Below are 17,121 nucleotides of genomic sequence, written 5' to 3' on the forward strand. Positions count from 1 at the left end.
TAATACCGAGCGGCATGATGCCTGCTCCCTGTCACCTGTGTTTTGGGCGTTTTGCATGTCAAAGTTGAGTGATGATCTGAGCCGCCGCCGCTTTTTGCTTGGCACCGGGGCCGTCGTTCTGAGTGGTGTTGCAGGCTGCTCGCAGACGATGGACATGTCTGCCTTTCAGGTAGATACGATGTCGACAGGCGGCATCTCGCCGATGCGTCCGCAGATCAGTGTCGATCGCGCCATCACGACGCCGGATGTCATGTATGCATCGGTACAGGAGGGGCCCTATGCGCTGCCTGCCATTCCTTATGACAAGGTGCCGAAGCAGTTCCGCCGCCAGATCGTGCCTGATCCGACGGGGCAGGCGCCAGGCACCATCGTCGTCAGCCTGAAAGACCATTATCTCTATTATGTTCTGCCGGGCGGCGAAGCCCTGCGCTATGGCGTCGGCATCGGCAAGGCAGGCTTTGAATGGCAAGGCCGCGCCAATGTGCAATACAAGAAGCAGTGGCCGCGCTGGACGCCGCCACCGGAAATGATCCAGCGCAAGCCGGAACTCGAAAAATACCGCAATGGTCAGGAGCCGGGTCCGCAGAATCCGCTCGGCGCACGCGCGCTTTATATTTTCCAGAATGGTCGCGACACCGGCTATCGCATCCATGGCTCTCCGGAATGGTGGTCCATCGGCCAGTCCATGTCGTCCGGCTGTATCCGCCTGATGAATCAGGACATTATCGACCTGTATAATCGCGTACAGGGGCAGGCGCCGATTGTCGTCGGCTAACCGGCCCGTCGAGATATATGCTTAAACAAAAGGCCGTCAGAGACGGCCTTTTTTGTATTCTATTCGTAGCGGACCGACTTCGGCATCGCTTCGCCAAGCCTGACGAAATGACGGAACTCGGCGCGCAGTGTGTCGGCCGAAGCCATGTGAATCTGCTTCTGTGGCGCAACGTCGTTTTGCGCAATCTGGGTGGATACGCCGGGCATGACAAATGCTGCTGCGGTCAGTACGAGGGCAGCGGCAATGCCGAGGCGTCGTTCGGTTCTGGCCTGCATTTCTATCTCCTTGCGCCGCGTCGCGACGACTTAAAATCAGGATCGTTATTATTCGCAAAGGGTTCGACTTGTTCAGCTCAGTGAAAAGTCGCGCGATGCGTAATGTTCAAAGCGGTGTCGATGGCGTGAATCGGTATTGGCAGCAAAGTCTGGCCGAAATCGGCCAAAGCTTCGGCAAAATTGCTTGCCGCAGCTGCCACATCGTCGCAGCGCCTTTTGCAGGCAATGGCCTCAAGACACGTGTCGAGCAACAGAGCGTCCTGATTATGCAGGCCGGAAATCAGCCCCAATGTCAGACATTCCTCGCGGCAGACATGATGCGAGTCGAATGGGAACGCACGCAACTGGCAGCTTGCACAATGACGCAGCACGCGGATGAAGTGCGAAAGCTCGCCGACAGCGCGCTTTGCCTCCGATGGTCCGAGCACTTCCGAATAGAGACCCCAGGTCATTTCCCACGGGATAATCGAGCCAGTCTCGAAACCCGCAGTCCAGCGACGATAACCTTCCAGCACCAGCTTTTCCGGCAGGCGGTCGAAATAGCCTGCGGTATTGGCGCCGTTCAGCTGCGATATACGCATATTCATGTGCGCCTCCACGATGAAACATCGGAAGACGGATACGAGACAAGGCATTTGCCCTGCTTGCGCTGAACGGGACGTTCCGTTTCGCCCCATATTATACGCTGTATATTGCAGTATCCGGTCGGCAAAAGACTGAGCTGCCAGGGCAGGCCGTCGATATTTGCGGACCGGCATTCGCCGAGACCAACCATTGGGTCCTCCAATCGAAAGGGTTCAAGGCCCAGACATCAAAGGTGCGCAGGATTGCGCGAAGGGTATAAAAGCCGCAAATTGATCTGGAGTCAATTAGTCAACTTTTAAAAAGCTTAGATATTTCAAGAGAGTAGAATTATTCTAGACTATAATAGTCATGTTTACAGTATTTGAATGATTACGCAACCGCTGTGGGGAGACAGCGGTTGCGGCAAACGGGCGCAATGCCGGTGGAGGGGGGAGAGAAGGCACTGCGCCCCCATGCTCCGGGAATTAGTGGCCAGAATGATCGGATGAATGATCGGATGAATGATCGCCCATCTGGCCATTCTGGGCCGTGACGGGGAAGTTGATCTCGACCTTGCCAGCTTTTTCGAATTGGAGCGTGACCGGCACGGTTTCGCCTTCGGTGTACGGCTTCTCCGGCTGGATGAACATGAGATGATAACCGCCGGACTTCAGTTCGACGGTTTCGCCCGCAGGCACGTCGAGACCGCCATCGAGCTTGCGCATCTTCATCACGTTGTTTTCCATGCTCATTTCATGGACTTCCACGCGCTTCACGCCCGCTGTCGTGACCGATACGAGTTTGTCGGCATCCTTGCCGTTATTGGCGATTGTCAGGAAGCCGCCTGCCACCTTGGCGCCGGGCACCATGGCGCGTACCGAAGGCGAGGTGATGGTGAGATCGCCGAGTTTTACCGGCTCTGCTGCATGACCGGCCTGATCGTGATGGCCCCCGTGTCCGTCACCGTGCCCATCATGGCCTGCATGCTCGTCAGTGCCAGTCGCGGCCAGCACAAGAAGCTGCGGTGCCGGGTTTTCGAGTTCGTGCGGGTTCTGTCCGTCCTTGGCAATCTCTGTCCAGGCGACGGAGGCGTCGCTACCACAGACCTGCGTCACCGGGAAAGACAGCGTGGTATCCTTGTCGAACTTGGCCAGCTGGCCGACGACGGTGAACTCGTCATAGAACTCGGCTGGCAGGCTGCCTTCGGTGAAGCGCACTTCCTTCACACCGGATGTGACATCCTTGCCATGCACCTTGTAGGTCTTGGCATAATCGCCCTTGGTGATTTCGATTTTCCAGCCAGCCTTGGCTTGCGGCTGCGCAGCGATAAAGCCTTCCGGAAGCTCCACTTTCACTTCGGTTGTGGCCTTGCCGTCGCAGCCATGCGGAATGCGGAACGTGGCCTTGTAGAAGCTGCCAGCCTTGGCTTCGCTCTGGTCAAGTGACGAATGGGCATTGGCCATGCCAGCGGAAGCGCAAAGGGCTGCGAGCGAAATTGCGGACGCAAAAAGACGATAGTTTTTCATGTTGAATTACCTGAATAGTCGTGAGGAAGACGCGCCAGCCTTTGTCAGGCGCATTCGTTCAAACGGGACGTGTTCAGGCGAGAGGTGGTGCTTGCGGCGGTGCCGAAGGCGGATAGACCGCGCGGCGCAAAACCGGCTGTGGCGGCACAACGCCATCAGCCATCGCAATATGCGGTGAAGGGCCGGTCGAGCTGTCAGGCGTCGGACAAAGGAAACCGGAGGCGATACGGCAGGCCTCGCAGCTTTCGCTGCTCAGATGCTTGCCATGCCCGTGGTGATCCTGATTTTCACCCTGATCGCTGATGCAGATGACAGGATAGGTTCCATCAGGCAGCTGGTATTGCGCCAGCTGAAAACTGTCGAGAGTATTGAGGTCGACCGGCTTATGCGCGAATGCCACGAGCATCAAAGCCAATACGCTCAACAGGCGTATTGCAAGACTGCTCCGAAACTGGCGCGCGTTGAGCTTCAACCGGGTGCCTCTCATTGTTCTGCGGAGCCTATCTAGTCCAAACCGCGCATCTTTGCCAAGCGCCAAACAGAACCGGCGCGAATTGGTCGCGCCGGTTCTGTTTGCTGCGGTCAGGGGAGAATGTTTTCTGTCGGACTAGATCGTCCGCTTTTTCATCTGCTCGGCAATGTAGTCCGCCTGACGGATGGCAAGCGCCACGATGGTCAGGGTTGGATTTTCGGCACCGCCGCTTGTGAACTGGCTGCCATCCGACACGAACAGGTTCTTGATGTCATGCGACTGCCCATGCTTGTTCACCACGCCGTCCTCCGGCTTTTCGCTCATGCGGTTTGTGCCGAGATTATGCGTTGAGGGGTAGGGCGGTGTCGGGAAAGTGCGAACGGCCCCCACCGCTTCATAAAGCGCCTTGCCCTGCGCATAGGCATGCGTGCGCATCGCAACATCGTTGGGATGATCGCTATAATGCACATCCGGCACAGGCAATCCGTGCTCGTCTTTCACATCCTTGCTCAACGTGATGCGATTATCCGCCTGCGGCATGTCCTCGCCGACGATCCAGAGGCCTGCCATATTGACGTAATCATCCAGTGCCGAGGTGAAGCTGCGGCCCCAGCCGCCCGGATTGAGGAACGCTGCCATGAAGGGAAGCCCGAGCGAAATGGTCTCCATTTCATAACCGCCGACAAAGCCGCGCTTCGGATCGTGGATCGCTTCGTCGCGGATGATACCGGCCATGGTCGTGCCGCGATACATGTGAACCGGCTTTTCAAACGAGGCGTAAACCGAGCCTGTGGTGTGACGCATGTAATTGCGCCCGACCTGTCCCGATGAATTGGCAAGACCGTCTGGGAATTTCGACGAGGCGGAGTTGAGCAGCAGGCGCGGGCTTTCGATCGAATTGCCTGCAACGCAGACAACGCGCGCTTTTTGCAGATGCTGCTTGCCGTCCTTGTCGGCATAGAGCACGCCCGTCACCTTGCCAGCCGCATTGTGCTCGATCTTAAGCGCGGTGGATTCGGGACGAACTTCCAGCTTTCCGGTTTCTTCGCCCTTTGGAATTTCGGTATAGAGCGTCGACCATTTCGCGCCCCATTTACAGCCCTGAAAACAAAAACCGGTCTGCTGGCAGCCCATGCGGTCATCGCGCGGCGCGGAATTTATGGCCATGCGGCCGGTATGGCATTCCTTGTAGCCGAGCTTGTCGGCGCCGGCCTTCAGCACCTTGAAATTGTTGTTGCCGGGCAGGCCTTCAATGCCGTTGGTGCGCGTCACGCCCATCTTGTCCTCGGCCTTGGTATAATAAGGCTCCAGATCGGCAAGGGTGATCGGCCAGTCGAGCAGGTTTGCGCCTTCCAGTTTGCCGTAATTGGTCAGCGTGTGGAATTCATGTTCCTGAAAACGCAACGATGCGCCAGCCCAGTGCGTGGTGGTGCCGCCGACCGCCTTGACGATCCATGCGGGCAGATTCGGGAAATCCTTCGCAACCCGCCAGTCGCCTGATGTGGTGCGCTTGTCCAGCCAGGCGAGCTGCGCAAAGCTGTCCCATTCGTCATTGATGAAGTCTTCGAATTCGTGGCGCTTTCCGGCTTCCAGAATAACGACGTCGATGCCTTTCTGCGCCAGCTCGTTGCCGAGCGTGCCGCCGCCAGCGCCGGAACCGATGATGACGACGACCTTGTCGTCCTTGAGATCATATGGAGCAGCCATGGTTTCCTCCCAATGCTTCGCCGTTTCCGCAAAGCGCATGGCGCTTGCCGGACGGTGATGCCGCTGTGAAATTGGTTCGGTTGAGCTTGATCCGGACTTTTGTTTTTACGCATTATCCCACGCAAAACCGCTACGCACTTTTGCTGGAAATGCTCTAAAGCCACTCGATATCGTCGAAGCCGCGCTTGATGTAACCGCCCTTGGAATAGGATTCGCCTTCGTAGCCGAAGAGCGGCCAGATATCCTTCTGGTTATAAAGGCCGGTCACAAGTCCGCTGCGCACCTTCTGGAAAAAGGGGCTTTCTTCGATATCGTGCAGGATCGCCACGCGCTCTTCCTCCCAGCCCAGACCGAGATATCCTCCGGCTCCGGCCCGTTTGTTCAGATCGGCAACACCGTCCTCGATCAGCTTTTTCAGCGTTTCGTCCTTGGCGGAATCCGCGTCATAGGGTTTGACGGCAATGGCGTAAAACCGGTCGGGAAGCTTGTCATGCGGATAGATATCGCGTGCGAGCTGGATCAGCGTCGCCATGGTTTCGGGCTGGAGCGTCGTTGTCTCAAGCGCCCATGCAAATTGCGGGCAGATAACGGCATTGCCGCTGATGACCAGCATGGCCCCAAGGCTCAGGCCCGCACCGCGCTTCAAGAGGTCGCGGCGGGAGAGCTTCTTCTTTTCGTGGGTGGAAAGACCGTCGAAAACGGTGGTCATTCGGTTCTCCTCCTTTGCTTGCCCATCCGGAATGGATGGGCTGGCTGCGCGCCCCCGGCGAATTGTCGCCACCGGGAACGCTGGCGTCTGTCGTGGCCGCTCCTCTCGGCCATGACAGGCGATACAGGTGCAGGGCGGCTTACTGGTAACGGCCGCCGCGCTGCAGAACTTCGATCTTGTACCCGTCCGGGTCTTCGGCAAAGAAGAAGCGGGCGAGCTGCACGCCGTTGTTCTTGAAATCGACAAGCTTGCCGACCTTGAAACCAAGCGCGGTGAAACGGGCATGTTCGGCGTCGACATCGTCCACGACCACGGCAAGATGGCCGTATCCGTCGCCCAGATTGTATGGTTCGGTGCGACCCTTGTTGACCGTCAGCTCGACTTCGAAGTCGGCTTCTGCATTGCGCAGATAGATCAGGGTGAATGTTTCGAAATCAATGCGTTCTGCAATGTCGAGCTTGAAGGCCTGTTGGTAGAAGGAAACGGATTTTTCCTCGTCGAGAACGCGGATCATCGAATGAATGGCTTTAGCCACAAGGGACTCCTATTTCTTGCATGTCATTTTTGGCAGCGCTTCAGCAAAAGCGGCTTGCGATTGTCTCACTGGTTGTCGATTATGAAAGAAAAAACGACGGCGTGGTGGCAATCGGCTACCACAGCGCAGTTCGTGCTCTCGAGGGAGCGCTTTTCAATCTGGAAACAGATCGGCGCTCTGAAGTTAATTTCTGCGCACATCTTTTCCGAAAACCGTTTCACACTTTTCGGGATGTGCTCTGTAATGGAGGAACCCATGTGCAAGGTTTTCGCCGAGCAGGACCCGGAAGGCTACCGGCAGATCAATCGCTCCGTGCGCATTGGCGGGCATTCCACCAGCATTCAGCTGGAGGCCACATTCTGGCGCCTGCTGGATGAGATCGCGGCCAGCCAGAATCTGACCACGCCCCGCTTTATCTCCACGCTCTATGATGAGGCGCTGGAGGCCAATGGCGCGATCCCCAATTTTGCCTCCATGCTGCGTACCACCTGCGCGCTTTATCTCATGGGGCACCGCCCCGAAGCTGCCGTCTGCGAGGAAGCGGCCTGAATGGGTATTGGCCTCTTGGTGAAATGGGAATAAGGCAGTAACAGTAAGGCAATATGGGAATAGGGGAGTAAGGGAATAGGTGGTCGCGCGGTGTGTTCGTTTCGAGGAACATACTGCCTTACTTCCCTATTCCCTTACTCCCCTAATCAAGGGAATCGAAATGGCAAGCGTAACGCGCGAACAGGTTCTGGAGCGGCTGAAGACCGTGACGGGACCGGACTTCGAAAGCGATGTTGTGTCGCTCGGACTGGTATCGGATATCTTTATTGCCGACGGCAAGGTCTTCTTCTCCATCACGGTTCCGGCGGAACGCGCAGACGGGCTGGAGCCCATGCGGGTTGCAGCGGAAAAGGCCGTGAAGGAAATGCCCGGCGTTTCCGGTGCACTGGTCACGCTGACGGCGGAAAAGCGAGGCGGTCGCACCAGTGACGACGCTCCGCCGCCGCCAAAGCCGCAACCACGCCCTGCTGCCGCCGCACCTGCGCAACATCGTCATCCCTCGCCACCGCAACGTGCGGCGCAAAAGCCTGGCATTCCCGGCGTCGGCGCGATCATCGCTGTTGCATCCGGCAAGGGCGGCGTGGGCAAGTCCACCACCGCGGTCAATCTCGCGCTCGGTCTGCAGGCCAATGGCTTGAAGGTCGGCATTCTCGACGCCGATATTTACGGCCCGTCCATGCCGCGTCTTCTGGGCCTAACCGGTCGTCCGGAAACGATTGAAGGTCGCATCCTGAAGCCGATGGAAAATTACGGCCTCAAGGTCATGTCCATGGGCTTCATGGTTGATGAGGAAACGCCGATGATCTGGCGTGGGCCGATGGTCATGTCGGCGCTGACGCAGATGCTGCGCGAAGTGGCTTGGGGCGAACTTGACGTCCTCGTCGTCGACATGCCTCCGGGCACCGGCGATGCGCAATTGACCATGGCGCAACAGGTGCCGCTGGCTGGTGCGGTTGTCGTCTCGACACCACAGGATCTGGCGCTGATCGACGCGCGCAAGGGCCTTTCGATGTTCCGCAAGGTGGATGTGCCGTTGCTCGGCATTGTCGAGAATATGAGCTACTTCATCGCGCCGGATACCGGCAAGCGCTACGATATTTTCGGTCATGGCGGCGCGCGCAAGGAGGCCGAGCGCCTCAATGTGCCGTTCCTCGGCGAAGTGCCGTTGCATATGGATATCCGCGCCCATTCGGATAATGGCACACCGGTCACGGTGGTCGAGCCGGATAGCGAGCACGCGAAAATCTACCGCGATATCGCCTCGAAGGTCTGGGAAAACATGAAGGGCGGCAACGGGGCCGGTCGGCCAGCCCCGGCGATTGTCTTCGATTAAGGGAGTAGGGGAGTAAGGCAGTAGGGGAATAAGTGAAAAGAGCGCTTGAACAAGATTTCGGCCTTACTAGCCTATTCCCCTATTCCCCTATTCCCCTATTCCCCTATTCCCCTATTCCCCTATTCCCCTATTCCCCTATTCCCCTATTCCCTAACTGATCACGTGACCACCGACGGAGCGTCGCGTCCGCTGCGCTTCTTGACTTCGGCGATCTGTTCCGCAGCGTCGATCAGTGCGGCAAGTGTTTCCTGCGTATCGAGATTGTGCTTGGCGGTGTCCGCTTCATAGCGTTCGATATAGATGCGGATCGTTGCGCCCGACGTGCCGGTGCCGGAGAGGCGAAGCACGACGCGCCCGCCATCGGGGAAATAGATGCGGATGCCCTGATGCTCGCTCACCGAATGGTCGACCGGATCATGATAGGCGAAGTCGTCGGCCTTCTCGATCTTCAAACCGTTGACCGTGGTGCCCGGCAGGCTCGAAAGCTTGCCCCGCAGGTCGGCCACCAGCTTGTTCGCGATATCCGAATCGACCGCTTCATAGTCGTGGCGGGTGTAATAATTGCGCCCGAAGCGCGCCCAATGTTCCTCGACAATGGCCTTCACGCTTTCCTTGCGCACGGCCAGAATGTTGAGCCAGAGCAGCACGGCCCACAGGCCGTCCTTCTCACGCACATGATCGGAGCCCGTGCCGGAGCTTTCTTCACCGCAGATCGTGACCTTGCCATTGTCCAGCAGATTGCCGAAGAATTTCCAGCCGGTCGGCGTTTCATACATGCCGATGCCGAGCTTTTCCGCGACACGGTCGGCGGCGGCGCTGGTGGGCATGGAACGCGCAATGCCCTTGATGCCGCCCTTATATCCGGGTGCCAGATGCGCATTGGCGGCAAGCATGGCGAGCGAATCGGAAGGGGTGACGAAAATGCCGCGCCCGATGATCAGGTTACGGTCGCCGTCGCCATCGGAGGCTGCACCGAAATCTGGCGCGTTGTCCGACATCAGCAGATCGTAGAGATCTTTTGCATAGACGAGGTTCGGATCGGGGTGATGACCGCCGAAATCCGGCAGCGGAACGAAATTGACGACGCTACCATCCGGCGCACCGAGACGGCGCTCGAAAATTTCCTTGGCGTAAGGACCGGTCACGGCATGCATGGCGTCGAATTTGAGCCCAAAACCGCCCTTGATCATGGCGCGGATGGCGTAGAAATCGAATAGGCTTTCCATCAGCTCGGCATAGTCGGTCACCGGATCGAAAATGACGATCTCGGCGTCACCCAGCCTGGTGCTGCCGAGTTTGTCGATATCGACATCGGCCACCTCGGCGATCTTGTACTGATCGATCACCTTGGAGCGTGCGAAGATCGCCTCGGTGATCTTTTCCGGTGCCGGGCCGCCATTGCCGATATTGTACTTGATGCCGAAGTCTTCCTTCGGGCCGCCGGGATTATGGCTGGCCGAGAGTATCATGCCGCCGAAGGCCTTGTATTTGCGGATCATGTTGGACGCGGCCGGTGTCGACAGAATGCCGCCCTGACCCACCATGATACGACCGAAGCCGTTGGCGACCGCGATCTTGATGAGCTTCTGGATCACTTCGCGATTGTAGAAGCGTCCGTCGCCGCCAACCACCAGCGTCTTGCCTTCAAAACCTTCCAGCACATCGAAAACCGACTGGATGAAGTTTTCGGCATAGTTGGGCTGCTGGAATACAGGAACCTTCTTGCGCAGGCCTGAAGTGCCCGGTTGCTGATCTTGAAAAGGCGTGGTCGCGATCGTCTTGACGGTCATATCTTTCCCGTTCGATTCAATGAATTAAGCAGTCAATGTGTTGCCATTTGCGGTCATTGCAAGACAACATAGATCAAACTTATTGTTTGAAAATAACAAAGCGTGTGTTTGTGATGCGATGTGCTACAAATTTATCCGATGATCGACATGAACCACCATGGCCACGACGCCCGCGATGTCATGCGCCTGAAACGCGACGATGCCACCGGACTTGAAGCCGTTGCTGCGCGTTTCCACAGCCATGCCTATGACATGCATTTCCATGACGAATGGCTTGTCGGTGTAACACATGCGGGCGTGCAGGACTTCTTCTGTCGCGGCAAGCGGCGGCAGAGCACGCCGGGCCGGGTGATTCTCATCGAACCGGGCGAATGCCACGATGGGCAGGCGATTGAGGCGGACGGTTTCACCTACAATATGCTCTATATGCGGCAATCGCTGATCCGCGATGCGATGGGCGGCAATGACGCGCATATCGGTTTTCGCGAAACGCTGGCCGATGACCAGCAGTTGTTTCAAGCCATAGCGCGTGCCTGCGAAGCGATCTTTCTGCAAGCGCCGCAGCTGATGGTCGAGGATTATCGCGATCAGGTTACGCAGCGTCTGGCGCGGCATCTCGGGCAGGACGGGCCGAAAACAGGGGCGCCGCCGCATCCCGTTGCCGCCCGTGCGATGGAGTATCTGCGTGCGCGCTTCGATGAAGAGTTCGGACTGGATGAACTGACAAAAGCCGCAGGTGCTGCGGACCGGTTCCAGCTTTCACGCGGGTTTCGGCGTGAGTTTGGCACATCACCCCATGCCTATCTGGTGCAGCTGCGGCTTGCCGAGGCGCGCCGCCTGTTGCGAGAGAAAGTGCCGCCAGCGGAAGCCGCAGCGCTCAGCGGCTTTGCAGACCAGAGCCATATGGGGCGCTGGTTCCGGCGGGCTTATGGCATGACACCGGCAGCTTATCGGCGGGGACGCACAAACGTTCCAGAAATTGCAGCCGCGAAGAGATAGGTCTTTTCTCGAACAGAGGAAGAACCGATGATTTTCGATACCAAAGTAGCCATTCTTGTCCTGAACGATTTGCCTGTCTGGCAGAAACTGAACGTGGCCGCCTTTATCGCAACCGGCATATCCGGTGCCGTGCCTGATGCCATGGGTACTCCTTATGAGGATGCGTCGGGCCGACGCCATGCGCCGCTTCTGGGGCAGCCGATGCTGATTTTCGCCGCAACGCCAGAAATCCTGCAACGGGCATGGCAGCAATCGATCCAGCGCGATCTGGTGCGCGCGCCTTATGTGCGGGCGATGTTCGAGACCGGCCATGACGAAGCCAACCGCGCAGTGTTCAAGACAGAACCGGCAGATGCGCCCGATCTGGTCGGGCTGGCGCTTTATGGTCCGAAGAAGGGTATCGACAAGGCCATCAAGGGCGCTAGCCTGCATCCTTGAACAATACGCTCTGGTCGAACAGATAGCGGTTGGAGAGCGGCAGGCTTGCGGCACCCATTGCCTTGGCGTGTACGCCCACCTTGCCCTCGATGATTTCCGGCGCACTGAGACCCTGAAGATCGAGACGGGAAAGTTCGGCCCGCGTTGCTTCGACAATGCGATGGCGAACACCTTCCGGCAGCCATCCATCGATGATGGCCGCTGGAAAATCGATGATCGACGCTGCCGCCACCGCCGCATGAGCCAACCCGCGTGCGGCGAGTGCAATCCATGCGTCCAGCGGTTCGCCGAAATTGTGCCAGCTTTCGGGCGATAGCCACAGATCGTCGGACGAAATATTCTGCTCCTGCAACAGTCGCTCCAGCACGAAAAGTGAGGCGGTATCGATCAGCTGCAATGTCGCGCGCCCGTCTTCGGCGCTACGCATGCGCATCGGCATGGAACCGAGTGCACCGGCATTGCCCGTGCGGCCCGGATAGAGCGTATTGTTCAGCACCACGCCGCCGCCAATGAAGGAGCCGATGAAGAAATAGACGAAATCGGTAAATTCCGGCCCGCGCCCGAAGGTCAGTTCGGCGCCACAGGCTGCCGTGCCGTCATTCTGGAGAAACACGGGAAATGGAAAGACCGCACCGAAATCGTTGACGAGATCGGCATCGAGCCACGCATTCATGTCGGCGGCGGGGGCGCCCACTTCTTCAACCCAGTTCCACAGTTCAAAAGGCAACGCGATGCCGAGGCCTGCAATACGATCGCGCTTGTCCGGATCAAGTGCGGCGGTGAAAGCGGCAATGCTGTCAAAGGCGAAATGGCGGATTTCGTCGGGCACCGGCCAGCGATAGGTGATGTGCCTGCGTTCGCGGATCGCGCCCAGAAAATCCATCAATATGATTTCTGCGCTGCGTCGTCCGATCTTGAGGCCGAAGGAGAAAACACCGTCGGCTGCAAGCCGCATCGGCATGGAAGGCTGCCCGACGCGCCCGCGCACGCGCTCGCCTTGCGTGATCAACCCGTCTTTTTCCAGAGCGCGAATGATGACGGAAACGGTCTGCGCCGAAAGACCGGTCAGGCGCGCAATATCGGCCCGGGCCAGAGCGCTATGTCTGCGAACGAGCGCCAGAACCAGCCGCTCATTATAGGCGCGCACGCCGATCTGGTTGGAACCGCGATTGATGTTCGCGCCCGGTTCGGCAAATTTCTGCATGGCAGGGCCGGGCGAGCCTGCCGGTCCGTCCCTCGGCTCGGAAACGTCCTGTTCCGGATGATGCCTGACCATTTTCTCTCCCAAATCCCACGCTTGACACGACAGTTGCATTCTTCGTGATGCCGGTCTGCAACGAGCAATTTCCTGTGCTCCGGTGCTCACGTACTTCTAAGTACGCTCCGCTCCGGTGCTCGAAAATCACTCGTTTCGCCACGGCCTGACGAATTTGCAACTGTCGTGTTCGGGCACGGCGAGGTTCCTAACCCATTCATCGCAGGAGAAAAAGCCTTCTTCTTTGGGATATGAAATCAAAACAAAAGCTTATGCAGCAAGCTGCTCGCGCTTTTGAGTGCGGCCTCCAGCCTCCCATGGCTCTCTCCTCCGATGGTGAGAGTGACACAGCACATTAATAAATCAAGTGGATTTATTAATTGACTCTGTTTCAAAGCCGTGTTTTCCTCATGGCATGCCGGGGGAAAAGGACCGGTTTCACTCTGGGAGGAGTTCATGAAGAAGACAGTTCTGTCGGCGGCCTTTGCTGCCTTCACGCTTGGTGTTGCAGCACTGCCTGCGCATGCTGCCGATGTTGGCGCGTGCTTGATTACCAAGACCGACACCAATCCCTTTTTCGTCAAGATGAAAGAAGGCGCTGTCGCCAAGGCCAAGGAACTTGGCGTCAACCTCAAGACCTATGCGGGCAAGATCGACGGCGATTCCGAAAGCCAGGTTGCAGCCGTTGAAACCTGCATCGCCGATGGCGCCAAGGGCATTCTCATCACGGCTTCTGACACCAAGGGCATCGTGCCGACGCTGCAAAAGGCGCGTGACGCTGGTCTTCTGATCATCGCGCTCGACACGCCGCTGGAACCGGCGGATGCGGCAGACGCGACTTTTGCGACCGACAATTTCATGGCCGGTGAGCTGGTCGGCAAATGGGCCGCATCAACGCTTGGCGACAAGGCCAAGGATGCGCGCGTCGCCTTCCTGAACCTGACAGCCTCGCAGCCCAGTGTCGACGTTCTGCGCGATCAGGGCTTCGATGTCGGCTTCGGCATTGACCCGAAGGATAAGAGCAAGCTTGGCGATGAAGACGATCCGCGCATCGCTGGTCGTGATCTGACCGATGGCAATGAAGAAGGCGGCCGCCGCGCCATGGAAAACCTTCTCCAGAAAGATCCGACCATCAATGTCGTGCACACGATCAACGAACCTGCCGCTGCTGGTGCTTATGAAGCGCTGAAGGCAGTGGGGCGTGAGAAGGACGTGCTGATTGTTTCCATCGATGGCGGCTGCCCCGGCGTGAAGAACGTTGCAGCTGGCGTGATCGGCGCAACCTCGCAGCAATATCCGTTGCAGATGGCGTCGCTTGGCATCGAGGCGATCAAGAAATTCGCCGATACTGGCGAAAAGCCGAAGCCGACCGAAGGTAAAACCTTCGTCGATACAGGTGTGACGCTGGTCACCGACAAGCCCGTCGATGGCGTGCCGTCCATCGATACCAAGACGGCGCTCGGCAAGTGCTGGGGTTGATCCGTCGTTGAAATGCCGGTCCGGTGAGTCGTCAGATTTGCCGGATCGTTCTGCGGGTGAAAGCAGGAGACAATCATGAGTGAGCCACAGGCGGCTTCCGCTGCACAAAAACCGTCGATGCAGGCGTTTGAAACAACCCTGTCGCAAAGCGCAACCGACGTCGCCTCCTTCGATGCGGGCGATCGTTCGACCGTTTACCGCATCCGCCAGTTTCTGCATCACAATCCGGCAGCCGTGCCGCTGATCGTGTTGGTTCTGTCGTTGGTGGTGTTCGGCGTCACATTGGGCGGCAAGTTCTTCTCCGCCTTTGCGCTCACGCTCATTCTCCAGCAGGTCGCCATCACCGGCATCGTGGCCGCAGCGCAAACGCTGGTCATTCTCACCGCCGGTATCGATCTTTCGGTCGGCGCGATCATGGTGCTGTCATCGGTGGTGATGGGCCAGTTCACCTTCCGCTATGGCCTGCCAGCGGAACTTTCCATCGTGCTTGGCTTTGCAACCGGCGCGCTTTGCGGCTTCATCAACGGCTTTCTTGTCGCTTATGTCCGCCTGCCGCCCTTCATCGTCACGCTCGGCATGTGGCAGGTGATTCTGGCGACAAATTTCCTCTATTCGGCCAATGAAACCATCCGCGCGCAGGAAATCACTGCGCAAGCGCCGATCCTGCAATTTTTCGGCGAGAGCATTCGCGTCGGCGGTGCTGTGTTTACCTATGGCGTGATCGCCATGGTGCTTTTGGTGCTGTTGCTCTGGTATGTGCTGAACCACACCGCCTGGGGCCGCCACGTCTATGCCATTGGCGATGATCCGGAAGCGGCAAAGCTTTCAGGCGTTTCGGTCAAGCCGATCCTGATGTCGGTCTATGTTCTGGCCGGTATCATCTGTGCTCTGGCCGGTTGGGCAATGATTGGTCGCCTTGGTTCCGTGTCACCGACCGCAGGCCAGTTTGCCAATATCGAATCCATCACGGCTGTGGTGATTGGCGGTATCTCGCTCTTTGGCGGGCGCGGCTCGATCCTCGGCACCATGTTCGGCGCGCTGATTGTCGGCGTGTTCTCGCTCGGCCTGCGGCTTTGGGGCACCGATCCGCAATGGACCTATCTCCTGATTGGCGTTCTCATCATCGCCGCTGTCGCCATCGACCAATGGATCAGAAAGGCTGCCGCATGACAAACTCGGCTACACCTGTTCTCTCGGCAAAAGGTCTGGTCAAGCGTTATGGGCGCGTTACCGCGCTCGACCACGCCGATTTCGATCTCTATCCAGGCGAAATCCTCGCTGTTATCGGTGACAATGGCGCCGGCAAATCATCGCTCATCAAGGCGCTGTCCGGCGCGATCAAGCCCGACGAAGGCGAAATCCAGCTCGACGGCAAGCCGGTCAGCTTCCATTCGCCGATGGAAGCCCGGCATGCCGGAATTGAGACGGTTTACCAGAACCTCGCTCTGTCGCCCGCGCTTTCCATTGCCGACAATCTGTTTCTCGGGCGGGAAATCCGCCGCAAGGGACCTCTTGGCTCGGTGTTCCGTATGCTCGACCGAGGCGCGATGGAGAAGATCGCCCGCGACAAGCTGACGGAGTTGGGCCTGATGACCATCCAGAATATCGGTCAGGCGGTGGAGACGCTGTCCGGCGGGCAGCGCCAGGGTGTTGCAGTGGCGCGTGCTGCCGCTTTCGGGTCCAAGGTCGTGATCATGGATGAGCCGACGGCGGCGCTCGGCGTCAAGGAATCGCGCCGCGTGCTGGAGCTGATTCAGGACGTCAAGGCGCGAGGCATGCCGATTGTGCTCATCTCACATAACATGCCGCATGTGTTCGAAGTGGCTGACCGCATCCATATTCACCGGCTCGGACGCCGCCTGACGGTGATCGACCCGAAGGAATATTCGATGTCTGACGCCGTGGCCCTGATGACGGGCGCAATGCGACCGAAGGCCGAGGCTGCATAGTTTTCTTGAGCGGACCTCTCGAATCGCTGCATCTGTCAGCCCACCCATCGGCAAGGACAGAATACGGAAACCGGACATGACGCCAATCGACCGCGAAGCCCTGCCTTCAGAAATTCTTGCGCGGCTTGCCGAGGATGATGGCCGGTTGATCGTCGCGATTGCCGGCCCTCCGGGCGCAGGCAAGTCTACGATCTCTGAAGAGCTGCGCGCCGCACTCAACAAGGGTGAAGATACTCCGTCCATCGTCGTGCCGATGGACGGGTTTCACCTCGATGATGTGATTCTCGATCAGCGTGGTCTGCGCAGTCGCAAAGGATCGCCACCGACTTTCGATTGCGCCGGGTTTGCAGCGTTGCTCGAACGGCTGAAACACGCGCGGGAGGACGTGTTCATTCCGGTGTTTGACCGTTCGCTGGAGCTTTCCCGCGCGGCGGCCTCGGTGGTTGGCCCCGAGCATCGCGTGCTTCTGGTGGAAGGCAATTATCTGCTGCTCGACCAGCAACCATGGTCGAGACTGGTGCCGTTTTTCGACATGACGATCCGCCTTGATGTGCCTTTTCCGGTACTGGAACGGCGATTGATCGACCGCTGGCTCTCTTTCGGTTTCGACGAGGAGACGGCCCGCAATCGCGCACTTTCCAACGACATTCCCAATGCGCAACTCGTCGTGGGACAATCGCGCCAAGCGGATTTTGTCGTGGTCTCGGACGGGCGATAACGGGGAATTGCTGCTTTCAAGGCTTGCGAGGACGCGCTTGCGTCTGCA

18 protein-coding genes are annotated in these 17,121 nt (G+C 58.2%); 9 read left to right on the forward strand and 9 right to left on the reverse strand.

Going from position 1 to position 17,121, the window contains the following annotated elements; genetic code table 11:
- Nucleotides 1-55: 55 nt before the first annotated feature.
- Nucleotides 56-775, forward strand: a complete 720-nt coding sequence (locus ACTJKP_RS01645) for a L,D-transpeptidase (RefSeq protein WP_078337800.1) — start codon at nucleotides 56-58, stop codon at nucleotides 773-775.
- A gap of 59 nt (nucleotides 776-834) precedes the next feature.
- Here ACTJKP_RS01645 and ACTJKP_RS01650 read toward each other — a convergent pair whose 3' ends face one another.
- The 7 genes from ACTJKP_RS01650 to ACTJKP_RS01680 all read right to left on the reverse strand — a co-directional run bounded on the left by ACTJKP_RS01650 (nucleotide 835) and on the right by ACTJKP_RS01680 (nucleotide 6,563).
- Complete coding sequence (locus ACTJKP_RS01650; RefSeq protein WP_078337801.1) at nucleotides 835-1,050, reverse strand: hypothetical protein; 216 nt, start codon at nucleotides 1,048-1,050, stop codon at nucleotides 835-837.
- Between the two features lie 77 nt (nucleotides 1,051-1,127).
- A complete protein-coding gene (locus tag ACTJKP_RS01655) occupies nucleotides 1,128-1,637 on the reverse strand; it encodes a hypothetical protein (RefSeq protein ID WP_171058689.1) in 510 nt (169 codons plus the stop codon).
- Between the two features lie 462 nt (nucleotides 1,638-2,099).
- Entirely contained in the window at nucleotides 2,100-3,140 is a 1,041-nt protein-coding gene (locus ACTJKP_RS01660; protein WP_440629461.1) for a DUF1775 domain-containing protein, read from the reverse strand.
- Between the two features lie 73 nt (nucleotides 3,141-3,213).
- Entirely contained in the window at nucleotides 3,214-3,612 is a 399-nt protein-coding gene (locus tag ACTJKP_RS01665; RefSeq protein ID WP_440629628.1) for a hypothetical protein, read from the reverse strand.
- A gap of 135 nt (nucleotides 3,613-3,747) precedes the next feature.
- A complete protein-coding gene (locus ACTJKP_RS01670; protein ID WP_440629462.1) occupies nucleotides 3,748-5,319 on the reverse strand; it encodes a GMC family oxidoreductase in 1,572 nt (523 codons plus the stop codon).
- Between the two features lie 154 nt (nucleotides 5,320-5,473).
- Nucleotides 5,474-6,028, reverse strand: coding sequence for a gluconate 2-dehydrogenase subunit 3 family protein (locus ACTJKP_RS01675; RefSeq protein ID WP_440629463.1), 555 nt, complete (start codon nucleotides 6,026-6,028; stop codon nucleotides 5,474-5,476).
- A gap of 139 nt (nucleotides 6,029-6,167) precedes the next feature.
- Nucleotides 6,168-6,563, reverse strand: a complete 396-nt coding sequence (locus tag ACTJKP_RS01680) for a VOC family protein (RefSeq protein ID WP_440629464.1) — start codon at nucleotides 6,561-6,563, stop codon at nucleotides 6,168-6,170.
- Nucleotides 6,564-6,818: 255 nt separating this feature from the next.
- Between ACTJKP_RS01680 and ACTJKP_RS01685 the strand changes: the two genes are divergently transcribed.
- Entirely contained in the window at nucleotides 6,819-7,112 is a 294-nt protein-coding gene (locus ACTJKP_RS01685) for a ribbon-helix-helix domain-containing protein (protein WP_006471202.1), read from the forward strand.
- 160 nt (nucleotides 7,113-7,272) lie between these two features.
- A complete protein-coding gene (gene apbC / locus ACTJKP_RS01690; RefSeq protein WP_440629465.1) occupies nucleotides 7,273-8,445 on the forward strand; it encodes an iron-sulfur cluster carrier protein ApbC in 1,173 nt (390 codons plus the stop codon).
- A gap of 158 nt (nucleotides 8,446-8,603) precedes the next feature.
- Here the strand turns inward: apbC and ACTJKP_RS01695 are convergent, their stop codons facing one another.
- Complete coding sequence (locus ACTJKP_RS01695; RefSeq protein WP_440629466.1) at nucleotides 8,604-10,235, reverse strand: alpha-D-glucose phosphate-specific phosphoglucomutase; 1,632 nt, start codon at nucleotides 10,233-10,235, stop codon at nucleotides 8,604-8,606.
- Between the two features lie 147 nt (nucleotides 10,236-10,382).
- Here ACTJKP_RS01695 and ACTJKP_RS01700 point away from each other — a divergent pair, with 147 nt between their 5' ends.
- Together ACTJKP_RS01700 and ACTJKP_RS01705 are read left to right on the forward strand one after the other, a co-directional pair.
- Nucleotides 10,383-11,234, forward strand: a complete 852-nt coding sequence (locus tag ACTJKP_RS01700) for an AraC family ligand binding domain-containing protein (RefSeq protein WP_440629467.1) — start codon at nucleotides 10,383-10,385, stop codon at nucleotides 11,232-11,234.
- Between the two features lie 27 nt (nucleotides 11,235-11,261).
- Nucleotides 11,262-11,672 (forward strand): DUF2000 family protein, encoded by a 411-nt coding sequence (locus ACTJKP_RS01705; protein ID WP_440629468.1) that lies wholly within the window; start codon nucleotides 11,262-11,264, stop codon nucleotides 11,670-11,672.
- Here the strand turns inward: ACTJKP_RS01705 and ACTJKP_RS01710 are convergent.
- Entirely contained in the window at nucleotides 11,656-12,948 is a 1,293-nt protein-coding gene (locus tag ACTJKP_RS01710; protein ID WP_440629469.1) for an ROK family transcriptional regulator, read from the reverse strand. The genes ACTJKP_RS01705 and ACTJKP_RS01710 overlap by 17 nt on opposite strands.
- 435 nt (nucleotides 12,949-13,383) lie before the next feature.
- Here ACTJKP_RS01710 and ACTJKP_RS01715 point away from each other — a divergent pair, with 435 nt between their 5' ends.
- The 4 genes from ACTJKP_RS01715 (at nucleotide 13,384) to ACTJKP_RS01730 (ending at nucleotide 17,073) form a co-directional block, all read left to right on the forward strand.
- Nucleotides 13,384-14,406, forward strand: coding sequence for a sugar ABC transporter substrate-binding protein (locus ACTJKP_RS01715; protein ID WP_078339946.1), 1,023 nt, complete (start codon nucleotides 13,384-13,386; stop codon nucleotides 14,404-14,406).
- Between the two features lie 75 nt (nucleotides 14,407-14,481).
- On the forward strand, nucleotides 14,482-15,576 hold the full coding sequence (locus ACTJKP_RS01720; RefSeq protein WP_440629470.1) for an ABC transporter permease: 1,095 nt from the start codon (nucleotides 14,482-14,484) through the stop codon (nucleotides 15,574-15,576).
- Nucleotides 15,573-16,355 carry an ATP-binding cassette domain-containing protein gene (locus ACTJKP_RS01725; protein ID WP_078339948.1) on the forward strand — a complete coding sequence of 261 codons (783 nt, stop codon included), beginning with the start codon at nucleotides 15,573-15,575 and terminating at the stop codon, nucleotides 16,353-16,355. Before ACTJKP_RS01720 ends, ACTJKP_RS01725 begins: the two co-directional genes overlap by 4 nt.
- Nucleotides 16,356-16,431: 76 nt before the next feature.
- On the forward strand, nucleotides 16,432-17,073 hold the full coding sequence (locus ACTJKP_RS01730; protein WP_440629471.1) for a nucleoside/nucleotide kinase family protein: 642 nt from the start codon (nucleotides 16,432-16,434) through the stop codon (nucleotides 17,071-17,073).
- Nucleotides 17,074-17,121 lie beyond the last annotated feature (48 nt).

It is taken from the genome of Brucella sp. 22210, from assembly GCF_052045675.1.
GTDB lineage: Bacteria > Pseudomonadota > Alphaproteobacteria > Rhizobiales > Rhizobiaceae > Brucella.

Coding starts and splice junctions, on each gene's coding strand:
- ACTJKP_RS01700 (WP_440629467.1), top strand. CDS start 10,383: ATGAACCACCATGGCCACGACGCCCGCGATGTCATGCGCCTGAAACGC.
- ACTJKP_RS01650 (WP_078337801.1), bottom strand. CDS start 1,050: ATGCAGGCCAGAACCGAACGACGCCTCGGCATTGCCGCTGCCCTCGTA.
- ACTJKP_RS01645 (WP_078337800.1), top strand. CDS start 56: ATGTCAAAGTTGAGTGATGATCTGAGCCGCCGCCGCTTTTTGCTTGGC.
- ACTJKP_RS01725 (WP_078339948.1), top strand. CDS start 15,573: ATGACAAACTCGGCTACACCTGTTCTCTCGGCAAAAGGTCTGGTCAAG.
- ACTJKP_RS01705 (WP_440629468.1), top strand. CDS start 11,262: ATGATTTTCGATACCAAAGTAGCCATTCTTGTCCTGAACGATTTGCCT.
- ACTJKP_RS01710 (WP_440629469.1), bottom strand. CDS start 12,948: ATGGTCAGGCATCATCCGGAACAGGACGTTTCCGAGCCGAGGGACGGA.
- ACTJKP_RS01730 (WP_440629471.1), top strand. CDS start 16,432: ATGACGCCAATCGACCGCGAAGCCCTGCCTTCAGAAATTCTTGCGCGG.
- ACTJKP_RS01655 (WP_171058689.1), bottom strand. CDS start 1,637: ATGAATATGCGTATATCGCAGCTGAACGGCGCCAATACCGCAGGCTAT.
- ACTJKP_RS01675 (WP_440629463.1), bottom strand. CDS start 6,028: ATGACCACCGTTTTCGACGGTCTTTCCACCCACGAAAAGAAGAAGCTC.
- ACTJKP_RS01695 (WP_440629466.1), bottom strand. CDS start 10,235: ATGACCGTCAAGACGATCGCGACCACGCCTTTTCAAGATCAGCAACCG.
- ACTJKP_RS01715 (WP_078339946.1), top strand. CDS start 13,384: ATGAAGAAGACAGTTCTGTCGGCGGCCTTTGCTGCCTTCACGCTTGGT.
- apbC (WP_440629465.1), top strand. CDS start 7,273: ATGGCAAGCGTAACGCGCGAACAGGTTCTGGAGCGGCTGAAGACCGTG.
- ACTJKP_RS01660 (WP_440629461.1), bottom strand. CDS start 3,140: ATGAAAAACTATCGTCTTTTTGCGTCCGCAATTTCGCTCGCAGCCCTT.
- ACTJKP_RS01720 (WP_440629470.1), top strand. CDS start 14,482: ATGAGTGAGCCACAGGCGGCTTCCGCTGCACAAAAACCGTCGATGCAG.
- ACTJKP_RS01670 (WP_440629462.1), bottom strand. CDS start 5,319: ATGGCTGCTCCATATGATCTCAAGGACGACAAGGTCGTCGTCATCATC.
- ACTJKP_RS01685 (WP_006471202.1), top strand. CDS start 6,819: ATGTGCAAGGTTTTCGCCGAGCAGGACCCGGAAGGCTACCGGCAGATC.